The organism is Tateyamaria omphalii (assembly GCF_001969365.1).
GTDB classification, from domain to species: Bacteria; Pseudomonadota; Alphaproteobacteria; order Rhodobacterales; family Rhodobacteraceae; genus Tateyamaria; species Tateyamaria omphalii_A.
The window spans coordinates 1,877,148-1,891,651 of sequence record NZ_CP019312.1; the positions used below are offsets into that span (position 1 = coordinate 1,877,148).

General features: G+C 63.1%; 18 protein-coding genes and 2 tRNA genes. 10 read left to right on the forward strand and 10 right to left on the reverse strand.

Annotated features, from left to right (window positions below; translation table 11 throughout):
- Nucleotides 1-128: 128 nt before the first annotated feature.
- The 4 genes from BWR18_RS09345 (at nucleotide 129) to BWR18_RS09360 (ending at nucleotide 6,019) form a co-directional block, all read left to right on the forward strand.
- The gene (locus BWR18_RS09345; RefSeq protein ID WP_076630226.1) at nucleotides 129-1,268 is read left to right on the forward strand and encodes an alpha-hydroxy acid oxidase; all 1,140 of its coding nucleotides are present in this window, start codon (nucleotides 129-131) and stop codon (nucleotides 1,266-1,268) included.
- A gap of 131 nt (nucleotides 1,269-1,399) precedes the next feature.
- Complete coding sequence (locus BWR18_RS09350; protein WP_076627718.1) at nucleotides 1,400-4,846, forward strand: pyruvate carboxylase; 3,447 nt, start codon at nucleotides 1,400-1,402, stop codon at nucleotides 4,844-4,846.
- A 127-nt stretch (nucleotides 4,847-4,973) separates the two neighbouring features.
- The gene (locus tag BWR18_RS09355) at nucleotides 4,974-5,636 is read left to right on the forward strand and encodes a YqhA family protein (RefSeq protein WP_254684964.1); all 663 of its coding nucleotides are present in this window, start codon (nucleotides 4,974-4,976) and stop codon (nucleotides 5,634-5,636) included.
- A complete protein-coding gene (locus tag BWR18_RS09360; RefSeq protein WP_076627719.1) occupies nucleotides 5,633-6,019 on the forward strand; it encodes a VOC family protein in 387 nt (128 codons plus the stop codon). Before BWR18_RS09355 ends, BWR18_RS09360 begins: the two co-directional genes overlap by 4 nt.
- A 247-nt stretch (nucleotides 6,020-6,266) precedes the next feature.
- Here the strand turns inward: BWR18_RS09360 and BWR18_RS09365 are convergent, their stop codons facing one another.
- The gene (locus BWR18_RS09365; protein WP_157598685.1) at nucleotides 6,267-6,443 is read right to left on the reverse strand and encodes a hypothetical protein; all 177 of its coding nucleotides are present in this window, start codon (nucleotides 6,441-6,443) and stop codon (nucleotides 6,267-6,269) included.
- Between the two features lie 29 nt (nucleotides 6,444-6,472).
- Nucleotides 6,473-6,856, reverse strand: a complete 384-nt coding sequence (locus tag BWR18_RS09370) for a hypothetical protein (RefSeq protein WP_076627721.1) — start codon at nucleotides 6,854-6,856, stop codon at nucleotides 6,473-6,475.
- Between the two features lie 120 nt (nucleotides 6,857-6,976).
- Here BWR18_RS09370 and BWR18_RS09375 point away from each other — a divergent pair.
- A tRNA-Gly gene (locus tag BWR18_RS09375) sits at nucleotides 6,977-7,051 on the forward strand.
- Nucleotides 7,052-7,167: 116 nt separating this feature from the next.
- Here the strand turns inward: BWR18_RS09375 and BWR18_RS09380 are convergent.
- Complete coding sequence (locus BWR18_RS09380) at nucleotides 7,168-7,407, reverse strand: Lrp/AsnC family transcriptional regulator (RefSeq protein ID WP_076627722.1); 240 nt, start codon at nucleotides 7,405-7,407, stop codon at nucleotides 7,168-7,170.
- Nucleotides 7,408-7,547: 140 nt separating this feature from the next.
- Here BWR18_RS09380 and hisB point away from each other — a divergent pair, with 140 nt between their 5' ends.
- Entirely contained in the window at nucleotides 7,548-8,135 is a 588-nt protein-coding gene (gene hisB, locus BWR18_RS09385; RefSeq protein ID WP_076627723.1) for an imidazoleglycerol-phosphate dehydratase HisB, read from the forward strand.
- Nucleotides 8,132-8,770 (forward strand): imidazole glycerol phosphate synthase subunit HisH, encoded by a 639-nt coding sequence (gene hisH / locus BWR18_RS09390; protein WP_076627724.1) that lies wholly within the window; start codon nucleotides 8,132-8,134, stop codon nucleotides 8,768-8,770. Before hisB ends, hisH begins: the two co-directional genes overlap by 4 nt.
- Nucleotides 8,771-9,038: 268 nt before the next feature.
- Here the strand turns inward: hisH and BWR18_RS09395 are convergent, their stop codons facing one another.
- Both BWR18_RS09395 and hisF read right to left on the reverse strand, forming a co-directional pair.
- Nucleotides 9,039-9,350 carry a phosphoribosyl-ATP diphosphatase gene (locus tag BWR18_RS09395; protein ID WP_076627725.1) on the reverse strand — a complete coding sequence of 104 codons (312 nt, stop codon included), beginning with the start codon at nucleotides 9,348-9,350 and terminating at the stop codon, nucleotides 9,039-9,041.
- Nucleotides 9,347-10,108 (reverse strand): imidazole glycerol phosphate synthase subunit HisF, encoded by a 762-nt coding sequence (gene hisF, locus BWR18_RS09400; RefSeq protein ID WP_076627726.1) that lies wholly within the window; start codon nucleotides 10,106-10,108, stop codon nucleotides 9,347-9,349. The genes BWR18_RS09395 and hisF overlap by 4 nt, the downstream gene beginning before the upstream one ends.
- A gap of 192 nt (nucleotides 10,109-10,300) precedes the next feature.
- Between hisF and BWR18_RS09405 the strand changes: the two genes are divergently transcribed.
- The gene (locus BWR18_RS09405) at nucleotides 10,301-10,753 is read left to right on the forward strand and encodes a DUF302 domain-containing protein (RefSeq protein ID WP_076627727.1); all 453 of its coding nucleotides are present in this window, start codon (nucleotides 10,301-10,303) and stop codon (nucleotides 10,751-10,753) included.
- A 3-nt stretch (nucleotides 10,754-10,756) separates the two neighbouring features.
- Here BWR18_RS09405 and BWR18_RS09410 read toward each other — a convergent pair whose 3' ends face one another.
- Both BWR18_RS09410 and hisA read right to left on the reverse strand, forming a co-directional pair.
- Nucleotides 10,757-11,047 (reverse strand): hypothetical protein, encoded by a 291-nt coding sequence (locus BWR18_RS09410; RefSeq protein WP_076627728.1) that lies wholly within the window; start codon nucleotides 11,045-11,047, stop codon nucleotides 10,757-10,759.
- On the reverse strand, nucleotides 11,044-11,760 hold the full coding sequence (hisA, locus tag BWR18_RS09415) for a 1-(5-phosphoribosyl)-5-[(5-phosphoribosylamino)methylideneamino]imidazole-4-carboxamide isomerase (RefSeq protein ID WP_076630228.1): 717 nt from the start codon (nucleotides 11,758-11,760) through the stop codon (nucleotides 11,044-11,046). The genes BWR18_RS09410 and hisA overlap by 4 nt, the downstream gene beginning before the upstream one ends.
- Nucleotides 11,761-11,893: 133 nt before the next feature.
- On the opposite strand from hisA, the gene BWR18_RS09420 reads away from it, so the two are divergent.
- Nucleotides 11,894-12,277, forward strand: coding sequence for a DUF2147 domain-containing protein (locus BWR18_RS09420; protein WP_076627729.1), 384 nt, complete (start codon nucleotides 11,894-11,896; stop codon nucleotides 12,275-12,277).
- A gap of 56 nt (nucleotides 12,278-12,333) precedes the next feature.
- On the opposite strand, the gene BWR18_RS09425 is transcribed toward BWR18_RS09420, so the two are convergent.
- The 3 genes from BWR18_RS09425 to rlmB all read right to left on the reverse strand — a co-directional run bounded on the left by BWR18_RS09425 (nucleotide 12,334) and on the right by rlmB (nucleotide 14,105).
- Entirely contained in the window at nucleotides 12,334-12,807 is a 474-nt protein-coding gene (locus tag BWR18_RS09425; protein WP_076627730.1) for a CoA-binding protein, read from the reverse strand.
- Nucleotides 12,808-13,028: 221 nt separating this feature from the next.
- Nucleotides 13,029-13,319 carry a hypothetical protein gene (locus BWR18_RS09430; protein ID WP_076627731.1) on the reverse strand — a complete coding sequence of 97 codons (291 nt, stop codon included), beginning with the start codon at nucleotides 13,317-13,319 and terminating at the stop codon, nucleotides 13,029-13,031.
- 9 nt (nucleotides 13,320-13,328) lie between these two features.
- Complete coding sequence (gene rlmB, locus BWR18_RS09435) at nucleotides 13,329-14,105, reverse strand: 23S rRNA (guanosine(2251)-2'-O)-methyltransferase RlmB (RefSeq protein ID WP_076630229.1); 777 nt, start codon at nucleotides 14,103-14,105, stop codon at nucleotides 13,329-13,331.
- 107 nt (nucleotides 14,106-14,212) lie between these two features.
- On the opposite strand from rlmB, the gene BWR18_RS21610 reads away from it, so the two are divergent.
- A tRNA-Tyr gene (locus BWR18_RS21610) sits at nucleotides 14,213-14,296 on the forward strand.
- The last annotated feature ends 208 nt before the right edge of the window (nucleotides 14,297-14,504 follow it).

The window sequence follows — 14,504 nt, forward strand, 5'->3', positions numbered from 1 at the left end:
TTCCGAGGGGTGTGTAATGAGCGACGAATCCACTTTTGCGAAATTGTCCTTAAAAAATGATTTAACTCAGGGCCTCATTTCTGCGGTTCTCTGGACATTTCCGCATGCCGCTCGTCATAAACGCGCGCATGGACCTCAATAGCCGCTATCCTGCCCTCAGCGATTTGCGCGCCCGTGCGCAAACCCGCATCCCGAAATTTGTCTGGGAGTATCTGGACAGCGGCACAGGCGATGAGGCCACCCGCCGCCGCAACCGGTCCGCGCTCGATAAGGTGGGGCTGATGCCCTCGATCCTGCATGGCGAGTTCGATCCCGACCTGTCCACGACGCTATTGGGTCGTGACCGCCCCCTTCCCTTTGGTATCGCGCCGGTCGGCATGTCGGGTCTGATGTGGCCCGATGCCGAACGGCACCTCGCCCGCGGCGCCGCACGACTGGGTATGCCCTACACGCTGTCAACCGTCGCCGCGGCCTCGCCCGAAGATGTGGCGCCCGTGCTGGGTGACGATGCGTGGTTTCAGATGTACCCGCCCCGTGACGAAGGTATCCGCCGCGACATGCTGCACCGGGCACGTCAGTCTGGGTTCAAGACGCTTGTGCTGACGGTTGATGTGCCGGTCGCGTCGCGGCGCGAGCGGCAAACACGGTCCGGCCTGACGAACCCGCCCCGGCTGACCCCGCGCCTGCTGGCGCAGGTCGCCATGCGCCCGGCCTGGGCGGTGGCCATGGCGCGCAAGGGCATGCCGCATATGCGGATGCTGGACGCCTACACCACCACAGCGACGGAAAACCTGCCGGTTACGGCCCATGTGGGCTATCTGCTGCGCACCTCGCCCGACTGGGACTATGTCTCGTGGCTGCGCAATGCGTGGGACGGCCCGTTTGTGGTCAAGGGCGTGATGCGGGGCACGGATGCCGGGCGGCTCGAAGAGTTGGGGGTCGACGCCATCTGGGTATCGAACCACGCGGGTCGCCAGTTTGATGCGGCCCCTGGCACGATTGAAGTGCTTCCTGCCATCCGCCGCGCCACCACGCTGCCGATTATTTTTGACAGTGGGGTCGAGGGCGGCCTCGATATCCTGCGGGCCATGGCCTCGGGCGCGGATTTCGTGATGCTGGGCCGGGCGTGGCACTATGCGTTGGCCGCGCTCGGCCCGGACGGCATCGACCATCTGGCGCACATCCTGTCCGAAGACCTCAAGGCCAATATGGGACAGCTGGGCACCCGCACTTTGCAGGACCTGCCCAAACCGTTCAAACACCCCTAGCTTGCGCACAACAGAACCGTATGCAGCCCAGGCCGCGCGGTTCCGCCGTACCCACAACCACGTATTGTTTGCGTCACGTAAACGTCATAGAGAATGCCGCGACTGCAAAATACGGCCCCGGGGGGAACACCATGCCCGATTTCAAGAAGATTCTCATCGCAAACCGGGGTGAGATCGCCATCCGCATCATGCGCGCGGCCAACGAAATGGGCAAAAAGACGGTCGCCGTCTTTGCAGAGGAAGACAAGCTGGGCCTGCACCGTTTCAAGGCGGATGAAGCCTATCGTATCGGCGAAGGGCTTGGACCTGTCGCCGCCTATCTGAGCATCGACGAAATGATCCGCGTCGCCCGCGAAAGCGGTGCGGACGCCATCCACCCCGGCTATGGCCTGCTGTCGGAAAACCCCGATTTCGTGGATGCCTGCGAAAAGAACGGCATCACATTCATCGGCCCCAGATCCGAAACCATGCGCGCCCTGGGCGACAAGGCATCTGCCCGCCGCGTCGCCGTTGAGGCAGGCGTGCCCGTGATCCCCGCCACCGAAGTACTTGGCGACGACATGGACGCGATCCGTAAAGAGGCCAAAGAGGTCGGCTATCCCCTGATGCTCAAGGCGTCCTGGGGCGGCGGTGGCCGAGGCATGCGCCCGATCTTGGCCGAGGATGAAGTCGAGGAGAAGGTCCTCGAAGGGCGGCGCGAGGCCGAAGCCGCCTTTGGCAACGGCGAAGGGTATCTCGAAAAGATGATCACCCGCGCGCGCCATGTCGAGGTGCAGATCCTCGGCGACAAGCATGGCGGCATGTATCACTTGTTCGAGCGTGACTGCTCGGTCCAGCGCCGCAACCAAAAGGTCGTTGAACGGGCCCCTGCGCCGTATCTCAGCGAGGAGCAACGCGACGAGATTTGCCAGTTGGGCTACAAGATCTGCAAGCACGTGAACTACGAATGTGCGGGCACGGTCGAGTTCCTGATGGATATGGAAACCGGCAAATTCTACTTCATCGAAGTAAACCCCCGGGTGCAGGTCGAACACACCGTCACCGAAGAGGTCACCGGCATCGACATCGTCCGCGCCCAGATCCTGATCGCTGAGGGCAAGACCATTGACGAAGCCACAGGCAAGCCAAGCCAAAAGGACATCGTCCTGACCGGCCACGCCCTCCAAACCCGCGTCACCACCGAAGACCCGCAAAACAACTTCATCCCCGACTATGGCCGCATCACCGCCTATCGCTCGGCCACGGGCATGGGCATCCGTCTGGACGGCGGCACGGCCTATGCGGGCGGCGTCATCACCCGCTACTATGACAGCCTGCTGACCAAGGTGACGTCCAAGGGTCCGACGCCCGAGATTGCCATCGCCCGCATGGACCGCGCCCTGCGCGAATTCCGTATTCGCGGCGTGTCCACCAACATCGCCTTCGTCGAAAACCTGCTGAAGCACCCGACCTTCCTGTCGAATGAATACACCACCAAGTTCATCGACGAGACGCCGGAACTGTTCCAGTTCCCCAAGCGGCGCGACCGCGGCACCAAGGTGCTGACCTATATCGCCGACATCACCGTGAACGGGCACCCGGAGGTCAAGGACCGCCCCCGCCCCCGCGCCGACATCAAGGACCCCAAGCCGCCAGAGTTGCACGCCGACCCCTCGCACCAGATGGGCACCCGCAACCTGCTGGAGCAAAAGGGCCCGCAGGCCGTCGCCGATTGGATGAAGCAGCAGCAACAGCTTCTGATCACCGACACCACCATGCGCGACGGGCACCAATCCCTGCTCGCCACCCGCATGCGCAGCTACGACATGATCAAGGTGGCGCCCGCCTATGCCGCCAACCTGCCGCAGCTTTTCTCGATGGAATGCTGGGGCGGTGCCACGTTCGACGTCGCCTACCGCTTCTTGCAGGAATGCCCGTGGCAGCGCCTGCGCGACCTGCGCGAGCGGATGCCGAACTTGATGACCCAGATGCTGCTGCGCGGCGCCAATGGCGTGGGCTACACCAACTACCCCGACAACGTGGTGCAGGAATTTGTTCGCGTCGCAGCAACCAGCGGTGTCGACGTCTTCCGCGTCTTCGACAGCCTCAACTGGGTCGAAAACATGCGCGTCGCCATGGATGCCGTGCAAGAGCAGAACAAGATCTGCGAAGGCACGGTCTGCTACACCGGCGACATCATGGACCCGGACCGGGCCAAATACGACCTGAAATACTACGTGGACATGGGCAACCAGCTGAAAGATGCGGGCGCCCATGTGCTGGGGCTGAAGGACATGGCGGGCCTGTTGAAACCGGCCGCGGCCACGCAACTGATCCGCGCACTCAAGCAAGAGGTGGGCCTGCCCATCCACTTCCACACCCACGATACGGCCGGCTCTGCCGTCGCCACCATCCTCGCCGCGTCCGAGGCGGGCGTGGATGCCGTCGATTGCGCAATGGACGCGCTTTCCGGCAACACGTCGCAAGCCACGCTCGGCACCGTCGTTCAGGCTTTGCAACATACCGACCGCGACACCGGACTCGACATCGACGCCGTGCGCGACATCTCTGACTACTGGGACGCCGTGCGCTCCCACTATGCGGCCTTTGAGTCGGGCATGCAGGCGCCAAGCTCCGAAGTCTACCTGCACGAAATGCCCGGCGGCCAGTTCACCAACCTCAAGGCACAAGCGCGATCCATGGGGCTGGAAGAACGCTGGCCCGAGGTCGCCCGCACCTACGCCGACGTGAACCAGATGTTCGGCGACATTGTGAAGGTAACGCCGTCGTCCAAGGTTGTCGGCGACATGGCCCTGATGATGGTCAGCCAGAACCTGAGCCGGGCAGAGGTCGAAGACCCTGACAAAGAGGTCGCCTTTCCCGACAGCGTCGTGGACATGATGCGCGGCAATCTCGGCCAGCCCCCCGGCGGTTTCCCGCACGCGATCCAGGCCAAGATCCTGAAGGGCGAAGCGCCCAACACCGCCCGTCCCGGCGCCGATGTCCCGCCCGTGGACCTGGAAGAGACCCGAGCAGACCTGATCAAGCAGCTCGAAGGCAAATCCGTCGATGATGAGGACCTGTCGGGCTACCTGATGTATCCCAAGGTCTTCCTCGATTACATGGGCCGTCACCGCACCTATGGACCCGTCCGGGCGTTGCCGACACAGACGTTCTTCTACGGCATGAAACCGGGCGAAGAGATCACCGCCGAAATCGACCCGGGTAAGACACTGGAAATTCGCCTGCAAGCGGTGGGCGAGACCAATGAGGACGGCGAAGTGCGCGTGTTCTTCGAGTTGAACGGCCAACCGCGCACCATCCGCGTGCCCAACCGTCTGGTCAAATCGCAGACCGTGTCCCGCCCCAAGGCCGAAGACGGCAATGCAGGCCACGTGGGGGCGCCCATGCCGGGCGTCGTCGCCAGCGTCGGCGTGACGGCGGGCCAAGAGGTGTGCGAAGGCGACCTGCTCCTGACGATCGAAGCAATGAAGATGGAGACGGGCATCCACGCCGAACGCGACGCGGTGGTCAAGGCGGTGCACGTGGCCGCAGGCGGCCAGATCGACGCCAAGGACCTGCTGGTCGAATTGGAGTGACCCCGCCGCATGGCGCATGGGGGCCGACGGGCACGCCCGTCCCCCTGCACGGCGGGCACCGCAACACGGTCCTGCGCGTGACCGATCACGTCCTCAAGACCATACGCCGGTCCGAGGCGACGACCGCGTGGCACTCGACCTCGAGACACCAGCCGAACACCACGCCGCAGCAGCCTGGGAAATCGCCTGCTCGTGGCAGATCGAACCCGATCATGTCCGCTCCTTCGTCAAACCGTTTCTTGCAAAACACATGCGCGCCAAAAAAACGCGCGCACCCCTCTTGTTGAACAGCACGGTTCCGCGCAAGAAACGCGCCATGCTTAGCAAAACCCTTGGTGCCAGCCGATTCCTCATCGTCCTTGCCGTCCTCGGCTCTCTTCTCGCCGCAACCACGCTGCTGGTCTACGGCCTGCTTGAAAGCGCACAGCTCGTTTGGGTCACCATCGAGACCGGCGAGGTGTCGCGCAAAGGGGCCAAGGCGCTGGCGCTCGAATTCATCGAGATCATCGACCTGTTCCTGCTGGGCACCGTCTTCTACATCATTGCGCTGGGGCTTTATGAGCTGTTCATCAGCTCCGACATCAATGTGCCCGGATGGCTAACGATCAAGACACTGGACGACCTCAAGAACAAACTGATCGCGGTGGTCATCGTGGTTCTGGGCGTGCTGTTTCTGGGCCAAGTTGTCGGCTGGAATGGCGAGACGGACCTGTTGGGCTATGGTGTCGCCTGTGCGCTGGTCATTGCAGCACTCACATATTTCCTATCGACCAAGACCGGGTCAAAGTGACCACGCGGCTCGGCTCCCTGTCGCTGATCGTGCCGGAGTATGACAGCGCCATCGCGTTTTATTGCGGCCAGATGGGGTTCGAACTGGTCGCTGATATTGATCAGGGCCGCAAGCGGTGGGTCGAGGTGCGCCCGCCTGCTGGTGGACCGACCCTTGTGCTGGCACGGGCGGACAATGCCACCCAGGCAGAGGCCATTGGCCAACAGGGTGCGGGCCGTGTGTGGCTGTTCCTGCACACCGATGACTTCGCCCAGGACCATGCGCGGCTCAGTGCAGCAGAGGGCGTCACATTCGAAGAGGAACCACGCGTCGAACCCTATGGCACCGTGGCCGTATTCCGCGACCTCTTTGGCAACCGCTGGGATCTGATCCAGAAGACCTAGACCCCCTCGGCGAAGCCCTTGCGAAACCGATCAGGGGCGCGGATTACCCTGCCAAACCTCAGCCCCGGTTGGATCAAACGGCGGGCCACTTGTGGCGACGCCAAAGGAATCTCGACACGGCAGAGTCTTCGTCTGGCCGGCACGCGGATTGACCGGAGATGCTTTTCCGATTGCCCGCATTGGGGAACGCACCGACGCAATGGCGGGGCATCCCGTTCGGTGTGACCAACAGGGTGTCGCCTATGATCTACATCCGACCCTCTGTGGCAGGCGGAATGGTTCGTAGGGCACCCGCGCCCGCCTGTTCGGCCTCCGTCGGCGTATGAATGCGCAATAGCGGCTGCGCAGCGCCCGACGCGACGCAGCCGAGGGCGATGGCCAGGGCGAGGATCATGGATTTGGCGGCGGAAAGGGTGAGGGGCATAATCTGGTCCTTCCTGTAGTGTGTTGTTTTCATTGCCCGACCCGCTCTGGAATGACGGTCACGCCCCCGGCTCCGGCGGCGCCGAAATCCAGCATCAGCGTGAAGATGCGCGGCGGAGTTTCGTCAAAGGTGACGGCGGCAATCAAACCGACGTCCTGCGCAAAACTGAAGGTGAGCGGACCCTGGAAACGAACCATCGCGTCCGGCACCGCCATCCCTTCGAGCACCAGCGGCGGACCCAGCCCCGTCAGCATCAGCCTGAGGTTGACCTGGTGCCCCAGCACGGTCGCCCGCTCGACACGGGCCATCATGCTGGGGCCATGCGATCCGTTGTGCGCTGCAACTGGGAGGGTCGAAACGCAGGCCCATGTCAGGATCTGGACCGCAAGGATGCGCCGTGAGTGGTGGGTCATGGCAGTTCAACGGCACCGGCTGGGCATTCCGTCGCGGTGGGCGAACTTTTTTGCCAGGTCGGCACATTTTCCCCTTGCAGGCGCGGCGTGCTATAAGTATCTCACGCCTCACCCAAGGAAGCGGGCGTAGCTCAGGGGTAGAGCATAACCTTGCCAAGGTTAGGGTCGGGCGTTCGAATCGCCTCGCCCGCTCCAACATCCTCCCTGCCGGGAGTGAAGAACAGGTCGCCTTTGGGCGGCCTTTTTCGTTGGGAATGGGCAATGATTGAAGCGACTTACGGGGTGTTTGACGCGTCGCGAGCCGACGTCGCCTAGAACACCTTGAACGTCATGGTGGTCAGTGATCTTTCGATCCCGTCGATGTCCAGAAGCTGGTCATTGATGTATTTGCCCACGTCCTGGCCCTCGGGGATGTAGACCTTCATCAGCAGATCGTAATCGCCGGATGTGGAATACAGCTCGGAGTGGATTTCGCGCAGGGCGATCTCTTCGGCGACCTTATAGGTCGAACCCGGGCGGCATCGGATCTGGATGAAGACGCAGGTGGTCATGGGCGTGGCCTTTGATCAGGTGGGCGTGGGACCGTAGTGGCACGTCTGCACAGGTCCCTGCAAGCATCGCCGCCCGGCCCTTGGCGGCGCAGGCTGGCGCGCCTATAGAGGCGCATACAGATTTTGGCAGGAGGCGCGCGATGCGCAAGAGCACCCTCACACGCACCACAGCGGAAACGGACATCTCGGTCTCGCTGGACCTTGACGGGACCGGCACCTATGACAACGAGACGGGCGTCGGGTTCTTCGATCATATGCTCGACCAATTGGCACGCCACGCGCTGATCGACATGACGGTGCGGTGCACGGGGGACCTGCACATTGACGACCATCACACGGTCGAGGATGTGGGAATCGCCATTGGCCAGGCCCTGAGCCAAGCCGTTGGAAACAAAATGGGAATTCAGCGTTACGGGTCCTGCCTTCTGCCCATGGACGACGCGCTGGTGCGTGCCGCACTCGATCTGTCGGGGCGGCCCTTTCTGGTGTGGAACGTGGACCTGCCCACGCCCAAGATCGGGACGTTTGACACCGAGTTGGTGCGCGAGTTTTTCCAGGCTTTGTCCACCCATGGCGGCATCACGCTGCATGTGGATATGCTGCACGGGATCAACAGTCACCATATCGCCGAGGCGGCGTTCAAGGCCGTGGCCCGCGCGCTGCGCGTGGCGCTGGAGGTGGACCCACGGGTGGCCGATGCGATCCCGTCGACCAAGGGATCCCTATGAGCCTGACGGTTCTGATCGACTACGAAAGCGGCAATCTGCACTCGGCGGAAAAGGCGTTTGAGCGCATGGCGCGCGAGGCGGATGCGGGCACTGTCGTGGTCACGTCCGATGCGGATGTCGTGGCCAAGGCGGACCGGATCGTGCTGCCGGGGGACGGGGCCTTTCCCGCCTGTGCCGGCGCGCTGCGCGGGTCGGGTGTGTATGAGGCGCTTGTGGAAGCGGTTGAAAAGAAAGGGAAACCCTTTCTTGGTATCTGCGTGGGCATGCAGCTGATGGCCTCCTGGGGGCGGGAGTATTCCGACACCGCCGGTCTGGGCTGGATCAATGGCGAGGTGGTGCATATCGCCCCCGATGACGCGGCCCTCAAGGTGCCGCATATGGGGTGGAACGATCTGGTTCTGGATGCGGAACACCCTGTTTTCAAAGGTGTTTCGACGGGTGATCACACATATTTCGTGCATTCCTATCACTTCGAGGTCGCGGATCCGGCAATGCGGCTGGCGCATGTGACCTATGGAGGCGATGTGACCGCGGTGGTGGGCCGTGACACGATGCTGGGGATGCAGTTCCATCCAGAGAAAAGCCAGGATGTCGGGCTGCGCCTGATCCGGAACTTTCTGACCTGGGCGCCCTGACAGCGGTTGACCCAAGACGGGGTGAGTCGGCGCCCGCGTTTACCTTGTCTTCATGGAGATTGATGGCCTTAGAGAGCGTGCACCACCTGTGCACCATCCGTACACCACCTGTGCACCGCCATCCGGCGGTGTCGTGGTGGTTAACGCAACGTGCGGTGATCCTAAGGACGCTGCGCGACGCGATTCATTTTTGCTGATGAGGGGTTCCACCCCTCAAACTCCCCGCCGTATTTTCAAAGAGAAGAAGACGGGTGCTGCGCATTGCGCCCTATCGTGTGCGGGCGGCTTTTTCGGTGAGGCCGGAAGTGCCTTGACGGCGGGTGAGTTCTGCCATGACATCCGAGAGCGCCACATCGCGAGCGGCCAGCATCACCAGGAGGTGGTAGAGGACGTCGGCGGCCTCGGACGTGAGTGCGGGCTTGTCGTCCCTGACCGCTTCGATGATGGCTTCAACCGCTTCTTCGCCGAATTTTTCGGCGCATTTTTCCGGGCCGTTGGCGAGCAGTTTTGCGGTCCACGAGCTGTCCGGGTCCGCGCCCTTGCGCGCCTCGATGGTGGCGAAAAGGTCGTCCAGGGTCATGTCAGCCTCATGGGGATGCCGGCGGCGGCCATGTGGGCCTTGGCCTGTGCGATTGTGAAGTCGCCGAAATGGAAGATCGAGGCGGCAAGCACCGCCGATGCGCCACCTTCGGTCACGCCATCGACCAGGTGATCGAGCGTGCCGACGCCGCCCGATGCAATGACGGGGATGGCCACCGCATCCGAGATCGCGCGGGTGAGCGGCAGGTTGAACCCTGCGCGCGTGCCATCGCGGTCCATGGAGGTGAGCAATATCTCCCCTGCCCCTTTTTTGGCTGCGGTGCGCGCAAATTCCACCGCGTCGATGCCTGTGGGTTTGCGCCCCCCGTGGGTGAAGATCTCCCAGCGGCCCGGTTCGACCGTTTTGGCGTCGATGGCGCAGACGATGCATTGACTGCCGAACTGGTCGGCGGCGCGCGCGAGGACATCCGGGTCGGCCACCGCGGCGGAGTTGAACGACACCTTGTCAGCGCCCGCGAGCAGGAGCGCGCGCACATCCGCCACCGTTCGCACGCCGCCACCTACGGTGAGCGGGATAAAGCACTGTTCCGCCGTGCGTTGCACCAGGTCGAACATCGTGCCCCGGTTTTCATGGGTGGCGTGGATGTCGAGAAAGCACAGCTCGTCCGCGCCTGCGGCGTCATAGGCACGGGCGGCGGCGACCGGGTCGCCTGCGTCGATCAGGTCGACGAAATTCACGCCCTTGACGACGCGGCCATCGGCGACATCAAGGCAGGGGATGATGCGGGTCTTCAACATGGCCGTCTCGTAGCTTGGATTGTGGGCGGAGGAAAGGGGCTCTGCCCCTCGGCGCTGCGCGCCTCACCCAGGGATTTTTTGAAACAGAGAAGCAGCGGACGCCCGCGCATCACGCCGCTCTCACGGAAAGGTGCGTGGCGTATGGTGCTGGCTCTTGTCACGTATGCCCCATTGAAACGAAGGAGACGCGACATGCGGATTTTAATGGCCCTGGTGACGGGTGTGTTTTTGGCGGGGACTGCGATGGCAGGCGACAATGGGATCATTCGGAAGGAATCGGCGCAAGGGGTCGATGAGACGATGGATGCGTTGCAGAGCGCCCTTGAAGGGGCCGGGCTGACCATCTTTGCCCGTGTAGATCACGGTGCGGGTGCAGAGGGCGTGGGCGAGGATATTGGTGCCTCGCAGCTGTTGATCTTTGGCAATCCGAAGCTGGGCACGCAGGCCATGCTGGATGACCGCAGCGCGGGGCTTTTCCTGCCCATGAAGGTCGCCGTGTTCGAGGATGAGACCGGCAAGACCATGATTGCATATGAAGACCCTGCCGCCATGCTGGGCCAATTGGGCGGTGTGGCCGAGGATGCGGCGTATATCCAGACCATGACTGGTGCGCTTGGCACATTCACCGACGGGGCTGCGCAGTAAGCGCTAGCGGCGCCGGACACGGGTCCAGAGATCGACAGTGATCTGGATCACCAGCACCAGGAGGATCGCGGCCCCTGCGGGGACCGTGATCAACATGAACCAGCCCATCACGAACATGCCCGAGAGTGTGCCGCCCCGGTCCTTGCCCCAGATCACGCATGGATTCGAAAACCCTTCGTGCAGCGTGCATCCGTATGCGTTGGCCAGCCCGCTCGACGCGGCCACACTGAGGATCGGCAGGGCGCAGATCACCAGCAGGAGGATAAGGACGGGGTATGGCGCCCGGCGTCTCATCCCAGTGCGTCAAGTGCCGCTTTGAGGTCGATGGCCCCGTCATAGAGCGCGCGGCCAGAAATGGCACCCGAGATCACGCCCGTGGCCTTGAGCGCCGTCAGGTCGTGGAGTGATGACACTCCGCCGGATGCGATCACCGGGATGTCCACCGCTTCCGCCAGTGCTTGGGTGGCCGGGATGTTCGGCCCGCCCATGGCGCCGTCGCGGTTGATGTCGGTGTAGATGATGGCGGCGACGCCCGCGTCCTCGAAGCTCTTGGCGAGGTCTGTGGCGTCCACGTCTGTTTCCGTGGCCCAGCCCATGGTCGCGACCTTGCCGCCGCGTGCGTCGATGCCGACGGCGACGTGGCCGGGAAAGGCCTTGGCCGCTTCACGCACGAGGTCCGGGTTTTCGACGGCCACCGTGCCGAGGATGACGCGCGCGAGCCCTTTGGACAGCCACATCTCGATCGTGGCCATGTCGCGGATGCCACCGCCCAGCTGGGCGGGCACGTCGCAGTCGCGCAGGATCGCCTCGACCGGGGCGGCGTTGACCGGCGCGCCGGCGAAGGCGCCGTTGAGGTCGACGAGGTGCAGCCATTCGCATCCCGCTTCGACAAAGCTGCGCGCCTGTGCGGCGGGGTCGTCGTTGAAGACCGTGGCCCGGTCCATGTCCCCGTGCACCAGCCGCACGGCATTCCCGTCTTTGAGGTCGATGGCGGGGTAGAGGATCATGGGTTTCAGGCCTTTCTTGCGTTTGGCCGCGTCCTCGCACCTCCTGCCCGGATTTGCAACGCGACCCAAGGTCATTCTTGCCAGAGCGCGGGCGGATGGATCACAGTCCGGCGCACTACGGAGGAGACACTCAATGAAATATCTGATTGCAGCCGCATGCGTGGCTGTCGCGGGCGCAGGGATGGCGCTGGCCGAACCAGTGGTCGGCACCTGGAAAACCGAAGTCGATGATGGCGCCTATGCCCACGTCGCGATGAGCAAGTGCGGCGCGAAGATTTGCGGGAAGATCGCAAAGGCATTCGACGCCAATGGCCCGATCGCATCCGAGAATGTCGGCAAGCAGCTTGTCTGGGACATGGAGCCAGCAGGCGACGGCAGCTACGGGTCCGGCAAGATCTGGCAACCGTCCACCGGCAAGGTGTTCAAGTCCAAGATGTCTTTGAACGGCAACGTGCTGAATGTCTCGGGCTGCGTTGGTCCGTTCTGCAAAAAACAGACCTGGACGCGCGTGAACTGATCAAGGGGCGGACCCCATCGCGTGCCCCGTGCCCGACCGGCGCGGGGCGTTTGCGGTCATAGCTTGGACGAGATGATGCCGGTGTTGAAGCCGCCCATGCGCAGTTCGCCGAAGAGGCGCTGGTATTCGATCTTGGGGCAGCGGTTTTGGATCACGGTCAGCCCGGCGGCGCGGGCCTTGGCGGCGGCCTCGGCGTGGGCCACCCCGATCTGCATCCAGATGGTTTTGAGGTGGGGCAATTGGGCCATCGCCGCGTCCACGATGGGCGGCACCGCATCGGAGCGGCGGAAGATGTCGACCATGTCCACCGGCGCGTCGATATCGGCAAAGTCCGCAACCACCGTTTGCCCAAACAGCGTCTGCCCTGCATAGACCGGGTTCACCGGCACCACCGTGTACCCCTTGAGCGACAGGTAGCGCGCCACGTAATAGCTGGGCCGCACCGGGTTGGTCGAGACACCCACGACCGCCACCACCTTGGTCTTTTGCAGCACGTCGCGCAGATGTGCATCGGTATAGGTTTCGGTCATCTGTGTCCCCCCACGCGGGCACGTTCCCAAAAAAACGCCCCGATCGCAAAGCGAAAGGGGCGCGAAGGTGCGGAACGAGGGACAGTGATTAACCAGCAGGAGTTCCAAACCTGCTGTTCACAACTTCAGATAAGTTCTTCTGAAGGATGTGAAAGACCCTCTCTCAAATCTGTGAACGAAACCTTAAACCCGGTTTGCGCAAGGTTCCGCGCGCGTGCCAGTCAGTCAAAGATATCTTCAATGATATCAAAGGCGTCTTCGAACATGTCCGTCCAGCGCGATTTGCGCTTCTTGTATTTTTTCTTGGTGGGCTTCGGCCGCGGGGGCTGCCGGACCGCCGACGGACGGACCAGTTCGCGGTCGCCCGACTTCTTCTTGGGCAGCATTTTCAGGTCGTGCAGCGGCGCGCCGCAGTTTGAGCAGGCCAGCTCGTGCCGGTTGCGCCCAGTCAGCACAAGGGCGGCGCGGGTGCCGCAATAGCAGCAGGTGGCGATTTTCGTCGGGTGGGCGATGGTCGCCTCCTATGCGTGGTCCTTGGAGGCATATAAGGCAATTGCGGCGGCATTTGAGACGTTGAGCGACCCAAACCCGCGGCCCGCGTCGATTTTGACCAGCGCGTCGCAGGTCTCGCGCGTTTTCTGGCGCAGGCCCGGCCCTTCGGCACCCAGGACAAGGGCGACGGGGCGGTCTTTTTGTCCCTGCAACACCGCCTCGATGGTTTGCGATGCTTCCCCATCGAGACCCAAAACGGTGTATCCCATGCCCTGCAGCTCAACGATGGCATCCGAAAGGTTACGCACCCGCACATACGGTTGGCGTTCCAGCGCGCCGGACGCCGTCTTTGCCAAGGCGCCGGTTTCGGGGGCCGCATGGTGGCGCGTGCCGATGACGGCAGAGGCGCCCAGCACCTCGGCCGAGCGCAGGATGGCGCCCACGTTGTGCGGGTCCGTCACGCGGTCCAAAAGGATCAGCCGCGGCGCTTTGGCCCCGATGGCCACGTCCGCAAGGCTGCCCCAGTCGAGCGGCTTGACCTCAAGCGCTGCCCCCTGATGGACCGAGCCCGGATCAATCGGTGGCTTGAACTTGCGCGGGTCGATGACATCGGCGGGGATCCCTGACGTCTGGATCGCGTCCGCCAGCTTGTTCCGGGCGTTGAGCGTCACCATCAGCCGCAGTTTTTCGCGGCGCGGGTTCAAGAGCGCGTCGCGCACTGCATGTAGACCAAAAAGCCACACGGTGGCTGCGGCGTCAGCCTTTTTCGCCTGCTCTTTTTCGACCACCCATTTGGGTTTTTTCATCTTTTCACCTTTGGCCATTGCCGGGGATTTTCTGCCTTGACCCCCGATATGCGTCCCGGTAATCACGCGCTCACGCCAACCGGGCCTTCGGGCTCTAATGGCGCAGTGGGCGACAGGCCGCAAGGTGTGGCAGGGGACTGTAACTCCCTCGCGGAGACGCACGCCTGGTTCGATTCCAGGGTCGCCCACCATCTTTCTACGGAACAATCTGACAGCCACGACACGCCACCTGCGCTGATTGCAGCCGATCGATCCCCCGGATCGATCCTGCGCGCCGTTCCTGTGGCAGGGGCCACCTGCGGTTCCCTCGCGGAGACGCACGCCTGGTTCGATTCCAGGGTCGCCCACCATTTCATACTTTTTGCCACCTACCGCACCCCCCGCAATCGACGGCCGCGA